Here is a 14,851-nt window from a genome sequence, read left to right on the forward strand (position 1 = left end):
GCTACTCGTCTTCAGCGAGGCGCTCCTGCCACTCCTGCACCCGTTGCACGACGTCCAGCGGCGACTGCGAGTTCACGTCCGTCTCGCGGAGTTCGTCGGCGACGGCCGCCAGTTCGGGGTCTATCGCCGTCTCGTCGTCGCCGGCGTCGCCGGAGTCGGCACCCCCGACGGCCTCGGTTCCGCCGTTCGCCGCCCGGCGCGTCTGCTGGACGGCGGCGGTGCCGTTCTCGCGCCGGTCGTCGGCCGCCGTCCCGGCCGCGCCGTCGTCCGTCGCGCCGGAACTGAACTGCCCGGACGACAGGTCGAACACGGCCTGCACGGGGCCGTCGCTGCCGCCGCCTCTCGCCTCGATGGCTTTCTCCGCGCGCAGTCTCTCCAGTACGTCGCCGGCGCGGGAGACGACCGGTTCCGGCACGCCCGCCAGGTCGGCGACGTGGATGCCGTAGGACCGGTCGGTCGGACCGTCCTGGACGGTTCGGAGGAACGTCACGTCGCCGTCGCGTTCCTCCGCCGCGACGTGGACGTTCGCCACCCGGTCGAGGTGGTCCGCCAGCGAGGTGAGTTCGTGGTAGTGCGTCGCGAAGAGCGTCTTCGCGCGAATCTCGTTGTGCAGGTACTCCGTCGCCGCCCACGCGATGGAGATGCCGTCGTAGGTGGCCGTCCCGCGGCCCACCTCGTCGAGGACGACCAGCGAGTCCTCGGTGGCCGAGTGGAGGATGTTCGAAAGCTCCTGCATCTCCACCATGAACGTCGACCGGCCCTGCGCGAGTTCGTCCAGCGCGCCGACGCGGGTGTAGATGCCGTCGACGACGCCGATTTCGGCCGCGCGAGCGGGGACGAAGCTCCCCACCTGCGCGAGGAGGACGATGAGCGCGGCCTGTCGCATGTACGTGGACTTCCCGCTCATGTTCGGCCCGGTGACGATGAGAAAGCCCCGCTCGCGGTCCATGAACAGGTCGTTCGGGACGAACTCGGTCGTTCGCTCCACCACCGGGTGCCGGCCCGCCTCGATGCGGACGGGACCGGGTTCGGCCAGCGTCGGGCGCGTCCAGTCGTTGCCGGCGGCGTGCGCGGCGAGGGAGGCCAGCACGTCCACCTCGGCGAGGGCGCGCCCGACGTCCTGCAGGAGTTCGGCGCGTTCGGCGACGCGTTCGCGGAGTTCGCAGAACAGGTCGTACTCCAGTTCGCCGCGGGCCTCCTCCAGCCGGAGAATCTCGCGCTCCCGTTCCTCTAACTCCTCGGTGACGAACCGCTTCGAGTTCTTCAGCGTCTTTATCTCGCGGTAGTGTTCGGGCACCTGGTCGGCGACGGACTTGCCCACCTGGATGTAGTGGCCGTCCGTCTTGTTCCGGTCCACCGTGACGTGCGAGAGCCCGTACTGGCGCTTCTCGCGCTCCGCGAGCGTGTCTATCCACTCCTCGGCCGCCTCGTGGCGGTCGACGAGTTCGTCGAGTTCGTCGTCGTAGCCCTTCCGAAACAGCCCGCCCTGCCGCACCGTCTTCGGCGGGTCGTCGGCGAGTGCGTCGGCCAACTCGTCGCGGAGGGCCGCGGCCGCCTCGCGGTCCGGTCCGGCCACCACGTCCGCCACCGGCGAGTCCGCCAGCGGACTCTCCTCGACGGCCTCCGCGACGGCCGGGAGGACCGAGAGCGTGTCGCGCACCGACAGCAGGTCCGAGGCGCCGGCGCTCCCGGAGGCGGCGCGGGCGGCGAGGCGTTCGAGGTCGTACACGTCGTCGAGCGCGTCGCGCACTCGCTCGCGCGAGAGCGCCTCCCGGGCCAACGCGTCGACGGCGTCGAGGCGGCGTTCGAGTTCCTCGCGGTCACGGCGAGGGCGCGTCATCCACTCCCGAAGGAGTCGGCCGCCCGGACTCGTCACGGTGTGGTCGACGGCGTCGACCAGCGTTCCCTCCGTCTCGCCGTGCATCGTCTCCGTCAGTTCGAGGTTCCGCTGGGTCGTCGCGTCGAGTTCGAGGTGGTCGTTCGTCTCGTACGTCTGCAGGCGCGTCAGCGACTGGAGGACGCCCGCCCCCGTCTCCTCGACGTACCGGAGGACCGCGCCCGCCGCGCGAATCGCCAGGTCCGAATCCAGCCCGACGCTCTCCATCGTCTCGCGCCCGAACTGCTCGCGGACGACGTGTTTCGACCGGCCGGGCGCGAACGCCTCGGCCTCGAACAGCGACAGCGACGCGTCCGTCTCCTGCCGCAGGCGCGAGAGGAAGTCGTCGTCGCTGCGGACCGCCGGCCCGGGGAGTATCTCGACGGGTGCGAAACGGTACAGCTCCGAGTGGGCGGCGTCGACGTCGGCCGTCTCGGTGACGAAGAACTGACCGGTCGTCACGTCGGCGAACGCCAGTCCGACCCCCGCGGCGTCCTCGGGCGCAACGACGGCGGCGATGTAGCGGGCGTCGGCGTCCGTCGTCTCCAGGAGGGTGCCGGGCGTGGCGACGCGCGTAATCTCCCGGTAGTGGCCGTCGTCGCCCTCGAACTGGTCGGCGACGGCGACGCGGTAGCCGCGTTCGACGAGGGTCTTCAGGTACGGCGTGAGGTCGTCCACCGGGACGCCGGCCATCGGATACGACGACCCGTGCGAGGACTTCTGCGACACCTTCAGGTCGAGTTCGTCGGCGACGAACTCCGCGTCGTCTCCGAAGAACTCGTAGAAGTCGCCGCACTGCATCGTCAGCACGTCCGCGTCCGTCTCGGACTTCAAAGAGAGAAATTCCCCGACGATTCCCTGCGAGGTCATACTCCTACCTCGGCCGTCCGGCCGATAAAACGCTGTGGTCTCCCCGGTCGGGCTTCTCGGGGCCCTCCGTCGTCGGCACCGGACGGCCGAACGTTCAAGTGGGAAGTGGCGGCCAGACTCGCCGTGACCTGACCGACGCCGCGGGCGACCACGCGGAGTGCGGCACCCCCGTCCGCGGAGACGCGCATCGTCGACTCGACTCCGGTGCCGCCGGTTCGCCATCCGCCGAGCGACGCGTCAGACCGTGTCGTCGGGGTCGTGTCGCTCTCGCATCCGTTCGGCTTCCGTGCGGTAGCGTTCGACCGTCTCGGGGTCATCGACCGTCGACAACCGCGCCGTCGCCACGTCCCGGGCGGCGGTGACGGTCGGTCCGGGACTGCTGCCGTAGCGGTTGAACGCCCACTCCTTCTGGAGGTACCGCGCGCCGTCCAGCGTCGCGTAGACGACGACGAGGATGTTCGGCGAGTCCGCCGAGTACGTCCGCTCGACCATCCACACCTGCGTCTCCTCGGCGTCGTCCACCCCCGCCGTCGATGTCGTGTCTAGCTCCATGTGTGAGACGACGCGTCCCGCGGAGAAAACGGCCGTAACCGGTTCTCGCCGTCCGAGAATCGGCGACGGTCGCCGCGCGCACCGCACCCCCGTTCGGGTGCGTCGACTCGGAGACCGTTCAGCGGTCCACCTCGCCCATGATGGTGTCGAGACTCCCGAGCGTGGCTATCAGGTCCGGTACGTACTCGCCGCGCGCCATCTCGGGGAGCGCCTGCAGGTGCGAGAACGACGGCCCGCGAATCTTGAACCGCGCGGGCGTCTCGGTGCCGTCCGAGCGGACGTAGATGCCGAGTTCGCCCTTCGCGGCTTCGACCGCTCGGAACACCTCGGTGTCGTCCTCGGGACGTATCGTCCGGGGCACGTTCGACTGGATGGTCCGCTCGTCCTCGGGCCAGTCTTCGAGCAGGTCGGCGCACTGTTCGACGATGCGCGCGGACTCCTCTATCTCGCGGAGGCGGACGAGCAGACGGCTGAAGTTGTCACAGCCGTCCTCGGTGACGACGTTCCAGTCGAGTTCGTCGTAGTAGCCGTACGGGTCGTCCCGCCGCAGGTCGTAGTCGACGCCCGACCCGCGCGCCACGGGACCCGTACAGCCGTAGGCCTTCGCCACGTCCGGGGGCAGGTGGCCGGTGTCGACGGTCCGGACCTGAAATATCTCGTTGGCCGTCAACAGGTCGTGGTACTCCTCTAACTTCGCCGGCAGGCCGTCGACGAAGGCGTGCACCTTCTCGAAGAACTCCTCGCGCGGTTCGGGCAGGTCCCAGACGACGCCGCCGAGGCGGAAGTAGTTGAACATCAGTCGCTGGCCGGTCACGTCCTCCAGGATGTCCTGTAACTTCTCTCTGTCTCGAATCGCGTACATGAACGTCGCGGTGAACTCGCCGCTGACGTCCAGGGCGTACGCGCCGACGGCGAGAAAGTGCGCGAGCATCCGCGACAGTTCGGCTACCATCGTCCGGACGACCTGTGCGTACTCGGGAACGTCGACGTCGGCGAGCGTTTCGGCGACCCGGGCGTACGCCCACTCGTTCAACAGGCCCGCGCCGCTCCAGTCCCAGCGGTCGGGGTACGGCATTATCTGGTGGCGGTACGTCTTCGACTGGCACATCTGCTCCTCACAGCGGTGGATGTACCCGAGGTCCGGTTCCACGTCGACGACTTGCTCGCCGTCCAGCGTCACCTCCAGGTGGAGGACGCCGTGGGTCGCGGGGTGATGCGGCCCGACGTTGAGAAACAGCGTGTCGCCCTCCCGACCGTCGTCCTCGACCGGATTCGCGTGTTCGCTGAACGAGACGACCTGCGGGCGGTCTCGGTCGTACCCGCGCGAGAGCGGGTGACCCTGCCACGTCTCGGGGAGGAGGATGCGGCGGAGGTCCGGGTGGTCCTCGTACCGGACGCCGACGAGGTCGTACGCCTCGCGTTCGTGCCATCCCGCCGTCGGGAAGACGGGAGCGGCGGACTCGCTCACGGGGGCGTCAGCGGGCAGGGGGACGACGACGCTCACCTCTCGGGTCGGGTCGTCGTACGACTTCAGGTGATACACCGTCTCGTATCTGTCCGCGTACTCCTGCGCCGTGACGCACGACAGGTGGTCGAAGCCCGCGTCGTCGCGAAGTCGCGTCAGCGTCGCCTGCACGTCGTCCGGGCGGACGACGAACCCGGGGGCGTTGACGTGGTCGTCCCGGCGGTACGCCAGGTCCGAGAGAAGCGCGTGAACTCCGCCCGCCGCCTCGACTTCGGCGCGGTCGGCGGACCGCGTGTCAAGACTCATATCTCGACATCGGCGCGACACCGCCTCGCCCTTCTGCCGCAATCGTGAGGTCCCTTTTTGTGCGCCGGTTCCGGAGTCACCGTCGTGAAGTCGCTCCGCATTCGCCTCGGTCTCCCCGACCGGTTCGTCCATCCGATGCACGCGTTCGTGGCCGAGACGCCCGGCTTCAGACGGACGAGTCTGCTCCACTGGAATCCGGCCGTCGGCGAGCGAAACACCGTCCTCTTCCACGTCGACGGCGACGACCCCCGGCGCTACACGGCGGCGCTCGACGCCTCGGCGTCGATTCTGGACTACGAAGTCGCCGACGCCGAGGACCGTCCCGGGTTCTACCTCGCGGTACAGGAAGAGCAACGGAACGCCGACGCCACCCTCGTCGCGCCTTTCCTCGACACCGGCGTCGTCGTCGTCCCGCCGGTCGTCTACCGCGGAGACCGGCGCGTCGACATCTCCGTCGTCGGCGCGACGGGAGCCCTCGACGACGCCCTCGACGGTCTGCCGTCGGGCGTCGAGATGGACATCGTCAGGATTCGCGACTACACCGGCCGCGTCGCCGAACCCGCGGCGGAACTCTCCGCACGACAGCGAGACGCACTCGCGGCGGCGGTCGAACTCGGCTACTACGGCGACCCGCGCGGCGCGTCCGTCGCCGACGTCGCCGAGCGACTCGACTGTTCGACCGGAACGGCGGCCGAGCACCTCCGAAAGGCCGAAGCGGCGGTGCTGGGCCGCGTCGTGGACGACGACCCGGTGCGGTGGTGACTGGGCCCTCGAGGCGGTGACGGTACCCGTTTGCTGCCTTCTGAGTATCAGTTCTGAAAATCGCCGCGGTACAGTTATCTATCATGTTGCGAAAAGGGGGACGATGCTCAGTTCGTTGCTCACCCGATTCGTGAATGCGCTTCCGGTGGGCGGCGACCGCCCACGGACCGACGGGGGTCTCGCGGCCGGAGACCACCAGACGGTATCCGGCGTCGCGCGCTCGCTCGACAGCACACAGCTTCTGGAGAGCGTCGGCGCCCCCACGTTCGTCCTCGACGCTCAGGGCGTCGTCGTCGCGTGGAACCGCCAGCTAGAGAACCTCACCGCGGTCCCCGCGTCCGAGGCGCTCGGCTCCGAGCACGCCAGCGAGGCGTTCTATCCCGACGGCCGTCGGGCGAAGACGCTCGCCGACAAGGTGCTCGAAGCGCCTCGGAACGCCGAGACGGAGTTCGGCGTCGCCGCGACGGGCGACGGCGGGTTCGAGGACAGCAGCACGATGGTGACCGGCGACGGCGTCGAACGGCACATCCGCTTCGTCGCCCAACCGGTGTTCGAGGACGGTGACCTCGTCGCCGTCGTCGAGACCATCTACGACCGCACGGACGTGGTCACGCGCCAGCGAGCCTCGACTCGACTCGTCGACGAACTGCTCGCGACCGTCAGCGCACTCGCCGACGGCGACCTGTCCGCACGCATCGACTTCGAAGACGACACCGACCACCTGGACGAGCGGACGCTGTCCGTCGTCCCCGAGTTCAACGCGATGGCCGAGCGCTTCGAGCGACTCGCCGAGGAGGTCGACGAGAAGGCGGTCCACCTGGGCGAGGCCATCGAACGCGCCGCCGACGCCGCGACGCGCATCGAGTCGCAGGTGACCGAACAGAGCGAACTGCTCGACGAGGGCGCAGACGAGATGCAGGACCTCTCGGCGAGCATGGAGGAGATAGCCGCCACCTCCGACGACGTCGCGAGCTCCGCGGCGCAAGCGCAGACGGCGGCCGAGAGCGCACGGGGGGCGGGCGAGTCCGTCCGGTCGGCGACCGACAACGTCATCGACATCTCCGACGACCTGCTCGCCACCGTCACCGAACTCCAAGAGCGAATGGGCGCTATCGAGGAAGTCGTCGAGGTCATCGCAGAGGTCGCAGACCGGACGAACCTGCTGGCGCTGAACGCCAACATCGAAGCCGCGCGCGCCGGCGAGGCGGGCGAGGGGTTCTCCGTCGTCGCCGACGAGGTGAAACAACTCGCCAACCAGACGCACGAGCACACGGAGGAGATCGCACAGAGCATCGAACAGATTCAGGAACAGGCCGACGAGACGGTGACGGCCTCCGAGGAGTCCCACGAGCAGATTCAGGTCGCCTCCGGCGAGATAGAAGACGTCCTCGAGTCGCTCGAGGAGATCGCTCAGGCGACGGACGCCGCCGCGGACGGTATCGGCGAAGTCGCGCGGGCGACCGACAGTCAGGCGAAGAACATCGAGGAGGTCACCACGACCATCCAGACCGCGCAGACGCACGCGTTCGACGCGCGCGACGCCTCCACCGAGATAACCGACGCGACGGCCGACCAGACGATGGCGCTGGACGAACTCACCGACCGCGTCGCGCGTCTCTGCGGCGGCGACGTCTCGGCGACGTTCGAGGCCAGCGAGTTCGACGTGGTCGCCTCGGACTTCGACGAGGGCGAGATGGACGACGACGCGTCGCCACCGACCGACGCCGAACCCGCGGAGGCCGCGCCGACCGACGGCGGGACCGACGCGGGTCGGTGAGGCGTCGCGACGAGACCCCCCCGCCGTCCGGCCCCGTTCGTTCCCGACTGTTCTCTTCGCCGTCCGCCGCCCCGACTCACTCCGACGATACCGCGCAGACGTCGGTGTACTCCACCTCCGCGACGGAGTCGATGGGGTCGTCGCCGCAGACGGGGCAGTCGGGGTTCTGCTGGTACGGCACCGTCTCGAACGTCATGTCCATCGCGTCGTAGAACAGGAGGCGACCGACGAGAGGGTCGCCGGCCTCCAGCACGAGTTTCACGGCCTCCGTCGCCTGGATACAGCCGACGGTCCCCGGGAGGACGCCGAGGACGCCCGTCGTCGCGCAGTCGGGAACCGTCCCGGGTTCGGGTGCCTCCGGGAACAGACAGCGGTAACACGGCCCGTCCGGCGCCAGCGTCGTCACCTGCCCCTCGAACTTGTATATCGCGCCGTGCGCCACCGGGATGTCGTGGAGTCGGCAGAAGTCGTTGACGAGGTAGCGCGTCGGGAAGTTGTCCGAGGCGTCCACCACCACGTCGTAGTCGGCGAGGAGTTCGACGTTCGCCTTCTCCAGTCGTGTCTCGTACGTCTCGACGGTCACGTCGGGGTTGAGGCCGCGGACGAACGCGGCCGCGCTCTCGGCCTTCGGCGTCCCCACGTCGTCGTCGCGGTGGACGACCTGTCGCTGGAGGTTGCTCCGTTCGACCACGTCGTCGTCGACGACGCCGAGGCGGCCGACGCCCGCGGCGGCGAGGTACTGAATCACCGGCGACCCCAGACCGCCCGCGCCGACGACCAGCACGGACGCGTCGAGGAGCCGTTTCTGCCCCTGCGGTCCCACCTCGTCCATGATGATGTGTCTGGAGTAGCGGTCGAGTTGCGTCGCGTCGAGTGAGAGAGACATACCCGACGTTGGTCGGTGAGCCGAATAAATCCGCGCCCGGCGGCGGCGAGGGTCGCCGTTCGCCGACCGACGACGCAAGCGCCCGCGCCCCCGTCTGTCACGACGAATCGTGAGAGAGCCTCCCGAATCGAAGACGGTTTGAGACGCCGTCCGTCAGCCACGGGTATGGTCACGGAGACGAACCCGGAGACGCTGGTGGCGAAACTGGAAGACGACGACACCGAGACGACGGTCGTGGACATCCGCGACCCGTCCTCGTACGCCGCCGGCCACATCGAGGGCGCGGTGAACCTCCCCGCGTCGCGTCTCTCGCTCGCGACGGTCGACTCCGACTGGAGCGACGACGTGGTCGTCGCCTGCTACGTCGGCCAGAGTTCCCGCCGCGTCGCCTCGTTGCTCGACTCGCACCTCGACGCCTCCGTCTCCAGTCTCCGCGGCGGGTTCGACGCGTGGGACGGCCCCACGGACTCCGGCCACGACGCCTGACCGCCCCGCTCCCGTCGCCCCCGGCGTCGAACGCCGGGCTTATTTCTGTGCCGTGTGACCACGGGACAGATGGCGGGGACTCACGCACTCGGCCGCGAGCCGAACGCTCGACGCCGGTACGGCCGCCGCGTCGGTGCGCTCTTCGCGCTCGGACTCCTCGGTATCGCGTCCCTCGGCGCGACGCTCGCCGCCACCGGGTTGCTCCCGTCGCCCCCGGGGAGTTCACCGCTCGTCGTCCTCGCCCTCTCGCTTCTCACCCCGACGGCGTTGCTCGTCGTCGCCGTCCTCGTCGGGACGTTCGCCACCGCGCGCGTCGGCCTGCGCTCACTCGTCGCCGAACGCGCGGACGGCGGCGACCCCGTCCTCCCGCAACTGCGCCGAACCGGTCCGCGAGCGCTCCTCGCCGGTATCGTCGTCGGCTTCCTGCTGGCGGCGCTCGACGTGACGTTCTCTCCGCTCGGGGCCGTCCCGGCGTCGGCGACGGCGACGCCGACGCTCGTCCACATCGTCGCCTCCGCGCCCGTCAGGTTCCTCTACGGCGGACTGACCGAGGAACTCCTGCTGCGCTGGGGCCTGATGTCGGCGCTCGCGTGGGTCGGCTGGCGCGCCGCGGGCGGGGTCAGTCGCCCCGGACCCGACGTGATGTGGCCGGCCATCGTCCTCACCGCACTCGTCTTCGGCATCGGACACCTCCCCGCGCTCGCGGGACTCGGACCGCTCACGTTCCCGACGGTGATTCGGACCGTCCTCCTGAACGCCATCGGCGGCGTCGTCTACGGCTGGTTCTTCTGGCGGTGGCACCTCGAAGCCGCGATGCTCGCGCACGCGGGGACGCACGTGGCGTTCATCGGTCTCTCGGTCCTCGGATTCGCGTTGACGTGAGTCGGGTGTCGTCGCGACACCTCGCGCGCGTCGGCGTCGTCACTCGCCGGGCGGCGTCGAAAGAAAGTCGGAGTCGAGCGTCGGATTACTTGCCGCGGCGGCGACCGCTTCGGATGCTCGGGCGGGTGTGTTCCGCGCCCTTGCCGCGGTTGTTCAGACCGCGGTTCGAGGACCCGGCGTTCGTCAGGCCGCGGAACGTGCGGCCCTTGTGGTCGTCGCTGCAGATCCAGTTGAGGTCGTCGTCGCTCTGGATGGCCGGGTGCTCGGGGTCGACCATGATGATCTCGTGCCACTTCTGGGAGCCGTCTTCGCCGACCCAGTAGGAGTTGAGCACGCGCAGGTTCGGGTACTTGCGCGCGGCGCGTTCCTCCGCGATGCGCTGGATGCTCTTGCGGCGACCGATGCGGTTGACGCCCTGCCGCTTCGTCCGACGGCCGGCCTTGAACCGTTGCTTGCGCGCCCCGCCCTTGCGGACGGAGACGCGGGCCACGACGATGCCCTGTTTGGCCTTGTAGCCGAGTTCGCGCGCCTTGTCGAGGCGCGTCGGTCGGTCGACGCGGACGATGGCGCCCTGGTCGCGCCACTCCTGCTTTCGCTGCCACTGCAGTTCGCCGAGTTTCCCGTCGCCGGGGTTCTTCCACGCGTCTTTGATGTGGGAGTAGAAGCTTCGTGCCATAGTTTCACCACGGGCGCTTGCGATTCGGAGGACCTTCGAGGTCCGTCCACATTTCGTCCCGAGTCCTCGGGTGCCCGCTGGCGTCCCGTTCGGCCAGCGAGTTACAGGGTCTACCCCGGAGACGCCTTTAACGACTTCGAATCCGACGGGCCGTGCCCCCGCGTCTCAGGGCCGGGGGCGCTTCAGGTGTCGGTGTCGGTGTCTGTGTGGGTGCCAGCGTCGCTATCGGTGTCAGCGTCGGTGTCGAACGGGGACGGCCCCAGCATCTCCACGTCGGCGTCGGCCAGAAACGAGTCGAGACGGGCCAACTCGGCGTCGTCCGGGCCGTCGGTGGGAACCGTCGCCTCCTCGACGGGCGTCCCCACCTCGGAGAACAGCGTCTCCACGCCCGGCGAGACGAACAGCAGGCATCTGGTACCGTCGGCGGCGATTCGGAACGCGTGCGGGACGTTCCGCGGGGCGAAGGCGGTGTCGCCCGGCCCCGCGGACCGGACCCGGCCGTCCACGAACAGTCGTATCTCGCCGTCGAGGACGTACCAGAGTTCGTCGGCCGACCGGTGGACGTGCAACGGCGTCACGACGCTGTCCTCGTCGCCCCGCCGTTCGACGAGGCTGAACGCGCCGTCCGTCTCCTCGCTCGTCGCTTTCAGTAACGCCAACGCCCCCAGCGCGTGGTACGCCTCGCCCTCGTCGACCGTCTTCACGAAGGCTTCGGCCGTCTCCGTCTCTTCGCTCACCTGTCTCACCTCGTTCGTTACGGGGTCGGCAGAGGGGGGAGTATCTATCGGTCGCGACTGTGGTGCTGACGCACGCGCGTGCGCGAAGTAGAAGAATACCGCGTCGAAGAAGGAGAATGTCGCGTCGAAGAAGGGGGCCCGTCAGCCCTCCATCCCGCTGAACGACAGGCCGCCCTCGATGTACCGTTGGGCGAAGAAGTACACCAGCATGAGCGGTGAGGCGAACACGAGCGCGAACGCCGAGAACCGCGCCCACGGGATGGAGTACTCGTCGACCAGCGAGTAGAGGCCGACCGGGAGCGTGTAGTTCTCCGTGCCGAGCAGCGTCTGGGCGACGACGAACTCCGTCCACCCCGTGAGGAAGGTGAAGATGAACACCGTCGCCAGCCCGGCGGCCGACAGGGGGAGGATGACCTCCGTGACGACGCGCCACGGGGGCGCGCCGTCCACGACGGCGGCCTCCTCGTACGACGTGGGGATGCCGTCCATGTACGTCTTCAAGAGCCACGTGTTGAACGGCACCGCCGTCGCCGCGTAGTAGACGGCCAGCGCCAGTTTGCTGTCGTTCAGCCCCACCTGCACGTACACCGTGTAGAGGCCGATGAGCAGGGCGATGCCGAGGCCGCCGCCCACCTGCGTCAGGAGGACGTAGACGAACAGAATCTTCCGGCGGAAGATGAACTCCCGGCGCGAGAGCGCGTACGACGCCGGGACGATGAGACACATCGCGATGATGACCGTCGGAATCGACACCGTGAGGCTGTTCCAGAAGAACCCCTTGAAGTTCGAGGGGTTCTCGACGCCGTAGGCGGACGCGTCGAGGAACACCAGTTCGGGCGTGTCGAGGACCACCGCGAGGTCCGTGAACGGGAGGTTCAGGCTGATGGCGTACGACGGGACGATGAGGTCGCCGACGACCCAGAGGAACGGCTTCAGCGAGGGGTCCTGCGGGAGCAGGGACAGCCCGTTCGTCGTGTAGATGGAACCCCCGGACCCCGACAGCGCGGACATGAGTATCCAGTAGACGGGGAACAGGAGTAGTCCGACGACGACTGTGGCCCCGAGCGTCGCGCCGAGCGTCTTCAGCGGGCCGGCCGGCGAAATCTCGCCGCGAGCGACTCCGCGGGCGGTGTACGCCGCGTCGCGCCCGACTTCCACCGGCGTGTACGCGGCCGCCTTCACGTCGTCGGCGATGCTGTCGACGACGCCGCCGAGGAGGCTCACGCGTCCCCCACCCCGTCGGCGAGTCGCCCTTTCTTCACGTTCAGCCACATGAACGCGCCGATGAACGCGACGGCGAGCAGGCTGATGGCTGCGCCCTCGCCGTACTGTGAGAACGTGAACGCCTCGCGGTAGCCGTAGACGACGATGAGTTCGTTCGCTCGCGCCGGGCCGCCCTGATTGAACACGTACGGGATGAGGAACGCCTGGAACGACGCCGCGGCGGTCAGGATGGACGCGAACATCACCGGCCGCTTGATGGAGGGCAGGGTGACGTGCAGGAAGCGCGAGACGTAGCCCGCGCCGTCCACCATCGCCGCCTCGTGGAGTTCCTCGGGAACGTCCTGCAGTGCGCTCACGGTGATGAGTACCATGAACGGGTAGGCCAGCCACACCTCGGTGACGTTGTAGGCGAGAAAGGCCGTCCACCGCTGTGAGAGCCACGCGACGGACTCGAAGCCCACCGACTTGAGGAGCTGATTCGCCAGTCCGAACTCGGCCGTACTGAAGATGCCCCGCCAGACGGTGACGACGAAGATGGCCGGCAGGCCCATCGGGATGATGATGAGAGAGCGCATGAACCGCTTGCCGCGGACGCGGTCACCCGTCACCACGAGGGCGATGCCGACGCTGAACGCTATCTTCGCGGTGACGCTCGTCGCGACGAACAGCCACGTCACGCCGAACGAGTTCCAAAAGGCCGGGTCGGTCAGCGCCGAGACGTAGTTCTGGAGGCCGACGAACTCGGCCTGTCCGAACGTCAGGACGTCCAGCGCCGTCTCGCCGGCGAACAGGTTCGCCGGCCGCGCGTTCGTGAAGGAGATGCCGACGAGGTACAGCACCGGAAACAGCATGAACGCGGAGAAGACGAACAGCCCCGGCAGGACGAGGAGGAGCGAGGTGTCCTCTCTGTCGAGGAACGGGACGTCCGCGACTCGGGTGGCGACGCGGGAGGCGGTGCTCATGGCGCGGTCACTCCCAGTTGCTACGGACCGTCTTCGCCGCCTCGTCCATCGCGGCGCCGACGTCGGCGTCGCCGTTGAACGCCTTCGTCAGCGCGTCCTTGACGGGCGTCCAGACGGCGTTCATCTTCGGGTGCGTCGGCATCGGGACGCCCTGTCTCACGGCCTTCGAGAAGCCCTGCACCGCCGCGGGCAGTTCGTCGCTCGTGGCGATGCTCTCCAAGACGGGAATCGAGCCCTGCTCTTTCGCGTTGCGCAGGAGGACGTCCTCGTTCGTCGTGTACCACTCGACGAAGTCGAGGGCGGCCTGCGTCGTGGCGTCGTCGCCCTCCATCCCCTTCGAGAAGTACCACATCGTGATGCCCGTGTAGGGACTCGGCTCGCCGCCCTCGGGCGCGGGGAGTTCGGCGACGCCGTAGTCGATGCCCTTCTCGTTCAGCGTGCTGAGGTACCACGGGCCGTTGATGGCGAACGGCGCGTTGCCCTCGGCGAACGCCGCGGCCTGCGGCCCGTACGTCGGGTCGTTCGGCATGTACGGCACGAGTTCGTCGACGGCGAACTGGAACCCCTTCACCGTCGCGTCGGCGTTGATGCCGAGTTGCGGGTCCGCCTCGGAGTCGAAGTAGTAGCCGCCGAACGCCTGCCCCCACGCGCTGACGAAGTAGGGGTCGAACGGGTAGCCGAGACCGTACGTCCCGTTCTCGGGGTCGTGGTACTCCTCCATCACGGACTGCATCTCCGCCACCGTCGAGGGCGCGGAGTCGACCATCTCCTCGTTGTAGACCAGCGCAACCGTCTCCGCCGCGTGCGGGAGGCCGACCGTCGCGCCGTCGAACTGGACGGCGCCCGCGGCCGCGTCGGTGAACTCGTCGAGACTGACCGAGAGCGCGTCGCTCTTGTCGACGACGAACCCGCGCTGGTGGTAGTCGCCGACCCAGTCGTGCGCCCACTCGAACGTCGCCGGGCCCTGGTTGGCCGGGACGGCGGAGGTGGTCTTCTTCCGCAGGTCGGAGATGTCCGCTCCCTCGACGGTGTGCTTCGTCGCGTCGTTGTACGACTGGATGGCCTCCTTGCGGGCCGGCACCTCCGTATCGGCGAGTTGGTACCACGCCTTCGCCGTCCCCGCCGGGCCGGACTCCGTCGCCGTCGCGTCGCCGCCGGAGTCGGTGGCGTCGGAGCCGGATTCGCCGCCGGACTCGGCCGCCGTCTGCTCGCTCTGGTTCTGTACGCCGACACAGCCGGCGAGGGCGCCGACGACGCCCGCGCCTCCGAGGTGCTTCAGCACCGTTCTGCGGTCCATTGTCATGGGTGAATAAGAGTTGAATTATTCGTTCACAACTTAAATCATTCGAACTCAGAAAAAGTAGTACGAAATCGTACCTCACAAATTCCA

Annotated in this window: 13 protein-coding genes; 4 read left to right on the plus strand and 9 right to left on the minus strand. The window is 68.6% G+C overall.

The genetic code is table 11. The features are described from left to right. Nucleotide 1: 1 nt before the first annotated feature. The 3 genes from mutS to BM310_RS03800 all read right to left on the minus strand — a co-directional run bounded on the left by mutS (nucleotide 2) and on the right by BM310_RS03800 (nucleotide 5,069). The gene (gene mutS / locus BM310_RS03790; protein ID WP_089804764.1) at nucleotides 2-2,746 is read right to left on the minus strand and encodes a DNA mismatch repair protein MutS; all 2,745 of its coding nucleotides are present in this window, start codon (nucleotides 2,744-2,746) and stop codon (nucleotides 2-4) included. Between the two features lie 237 nt (nucleotides 2,747-2,983). Next, nucleotides 2,984-3,298, minus strand: a complete 315-nt coding sequence (locus BM310_RS03795) for a hypothetical protein (RefSeq protein WP_089804766.1) — start codon at nucleotides 3,296-3,298, stop codon at nucleotides 2,984-2,986. 118 nt (nucleotides 3,299-3,416) lie between these two features. Continuing rightward, nucleotides 3,417-5,069 (minus strand): NADH-quinone oxidoreductase subunit D, encoded by a 1,653-nt coding sequence (locus BM310_RS03800; RefSeq protein WP_089804768.1) that lies wholly within the window; start codon nucleotides 5,067-5,069, stop codon nucleotides 3,417-3,419. A gap of 84 nt (nucleotides 5,070-5,153) precedes the next feature. On the opposite strand from BM310_RS03800, the gene BM310_RS03805 reads away from it, so the two are divergent. Together BM310_RS03805 and BM310_RS03810 are read left to right on the plus strand one after the other, a co-directional pair. Then, the gene (locus BM310_RS03805; RefSeq protein WP_245778424.1) at nucleotides 5,154-5,831 is read left to right on the plus strand and encodes a helix-turn-helix domain-containing protein; all 678 of its coding nucleotides are present in this window, start codon (nucleotides 5,154-5,156) and stop codon (nucleotides 5,829-5,831) included. A 103-nt stretch (nucleotides 5,832-5,934) separates the two neighbouring features. Continuing rightward, nucleotides 5,935-7,608 carry a methyl-accepting chemotaxis protein gene (locus tag BM310_RS03810; protein ID WP_089804770.1) on the plus strand — a complete coding sequence of 558 codons (1,674 nt, stop codon included), beginning with the start codon at nucleotides 5,935-5,937 and terminating at the stop codon, nucleotides 7,606-7,608. A gap of 76 nt (nucleotides 7,609-7,684) precedes the next feature. On the opposite strand, the gene ubaA is transcribed toward BM310_RS03810, so the two are convergent. Next, nucleotides 7,685-8,494 carry an SAMP-activating enzyme E1 gene (ubaA, locus tag BM310_RS03815; RefSeq protein ID WP_089804772.1) on the minus strand — a complete coding sequence of 270 codons (810 nt, stop codon included), beginning with the start codon at nucleotides 8,492-8,494 and terminating at the stop codon, nucleotides 7,685-7,687. A 165-nt stretch (nucleotides 8,495-8,659) separates the two neighbouring features. Here ubaA and BM310_RS03820 point away from each other — a divergent pair, with 165 nt between their 5' ends. Both BM310_RS03820 and BM310_RS03825 read left to right on the plus strand, forming a co-directional pair. Then, on the plus strand, nucleotides 8,660-8,980 hold the full coding sequence (locus tag BM310_RS03820; RefSeq protein ID WP_089804774.1) for a rhodanese-like domain-containing protein: 321 nt from the start codon (nucleotides 8,660-8,662) through the stop codon (nucleotides 8,978-8,980). Nucleotides 8,981-9,049: 69 nt separating this feature from the next. Beyond that, the gene (locus tag BM310_RS03825) at nucleotides 9,050-9,862 is read left to right on the plus strand and encodes a CPBP family intramembrane glutamic endopeptidase (protein WP_089804777.1); all 813 of its coding nucleotides are present in this window, start codon (nucleotides 9,050-9,052) and stop codon (nucleotides 9,860-9,862) included. Between the two features lie 85 nt (nucleotides 9,863-9,947). On the opposite strand, the gene BM310_RS03830 is transcribed toward BM310_RS03825, so the two are convergent. The 5 genes from BM310_RS03830 to BM310_RS03850 form a co-directional block, all read right to left on the minus strand. Continuing rightward, nucleotides 9,948-10,538, minus strand: coding sequence for a 50S ribosomal protein L15e (locus BM310_RS03830; protein WP_089804779.1), 591 nt, complete (start codon nucleotides 10,536-10,538; stop codon nucleotides 9,948-9,950). 182 nt (nucleotides 10,539-10,720) lie between these two features. Further along, nucleotides 10,721-11,275, minus strand: a complete 555-nt coding sequence (locus BM310_RS03835) for a cupin domain-containing protein (RefSeq protein WP_089806997.1) — start codon at nucleotides 11,273-11,275, stop codon at nucleotides 10,721-10,723. 141 nt (nucleotides 11,276-11,416) lie between these two features. Next, nucleotides 11,417-12,499: a sugar ABC transporter permease gene (locus tag BM310_RS03840; RefSeq protein WP_089804780.1), complete on the minus strand. Its 1,083-nt coding sequence runs from the start codon at nucleotides 12,497-12,499 to the stop codon at nucleotides 11,417-11,419. Then, a complete protein-coding gene (locus BM310_RS03845) occupies nucleotides 12,496-13,461 on the minus strand; it encodes a carbohydrate ABC transporter permease (RefSeq protein ID WP_089804782.1) in 966 nt (321 codons plus the stop codon). The genes BM310_RS03840 and BM310_RS03845 overlap by 4 nt, the downstream gene beginning before the upstream one ends. 7 nt (nucleotides 13,462-13,468) lie before the next feature. Continuing rightward, on the minus strand, nucleotides 13,469-14,764 hold the full coding sequence (locus tag BM310_RS03850) for an extracellular solute-binding protein (RefSeq protein ID WP_089804784.1): 1,296 nt from the start codon (nucleotides 14,762-14,764) through the stop codon (nucleotides 13,469-13,471). Nucleotides 14,765-14,851: the final 87 nt, after the last annotated feature.

The organism is Halogeometricum rufum, assembly GCF_900112175.1.
Classification (GTDB): Archaea; Halobacteriota; Halobacteria; order Halobacteriales; family Haloferacaceae; genus Halogeometricum; species Halogeometricum rufum.

What these genes read in the sequence shown, in the direction of transcription:
- BM310_RS03845 (WP_089804782.1), bottom strand. Translation starts at nt 13,461, where the DNA reads ATGAGCACCGCCTCCCGCGTCGCCACCCGAGTCGCGGACGTCCCGTTC.
- mutS (WP_089804764.1), bottom strand. Translation starts at nt 2,746, where the DNA reads ATGACCTCGCAGGGAATCGTCGGGGAATTTCTCTCTTTGAAGTCCGAG.
- BM310_RS03825 (WP_089804777.1), top strand. Translation starts at nt 9,050, where the DNA reads ATGGCGGGGACTCACGCACTCGGCCGCGAGCCGAACGCTCGACGCCGG.
- BM310_RS03850 (WP_089804784.1), bottom strand. Translation starts at nt 14,764, where the DNA reads ATGACAATGGACCGCAGAACGGTGCTGAAGCACCTCGGAGGCGCGGGC.
- BM310_RS03830 (WP_089804779.1), bottom strand. Translation starts at nt 10,538, where the DNA reads ATGGCACGAAGCTTCTACTCCCACATCAAAGACGCGTGGAAGAACCCC.
- ubaA (WP_089804772.1), bottom strand. Translation starts at nt 8,494, where the DNA reads ATGTCTCTCTCACTCGACGCGACGCAACTCGACCGCTACTCCAGACAC.
- BM310_RS03795 (WP_089804766.1), bottom strand. Translation starts at nt 3,298, where the DNA reads ATGGAGCTAGACACGACATCGACGGCGGGGGTGGACGACGCCGAGGAG.
- BM310_RS03810 (WP_089804770.1), top strand. Translation starts at nt 5,935, where the DNA reads ATGCTCAGTTCGTTGCTCACCCGATTCGTGAATGCGCTTCCGGTGGGC.
- BM310_RS03800 (WP_089804768.1), bottom strand. Translation starts at nt 5,069, where the DNA reads ATGAGTCTTGACACGCGGTCCGCCGACCGCGCCGAAGTCGAGGCGGCG.
- BM310_RS03820 (WP_089804774.1), top strand. Translation starts at nt 8,660, where the DNA reads ATGGTCACGGAGACGAACCCGGAGACGCTGGTGGCGAAACTGGAAGAC.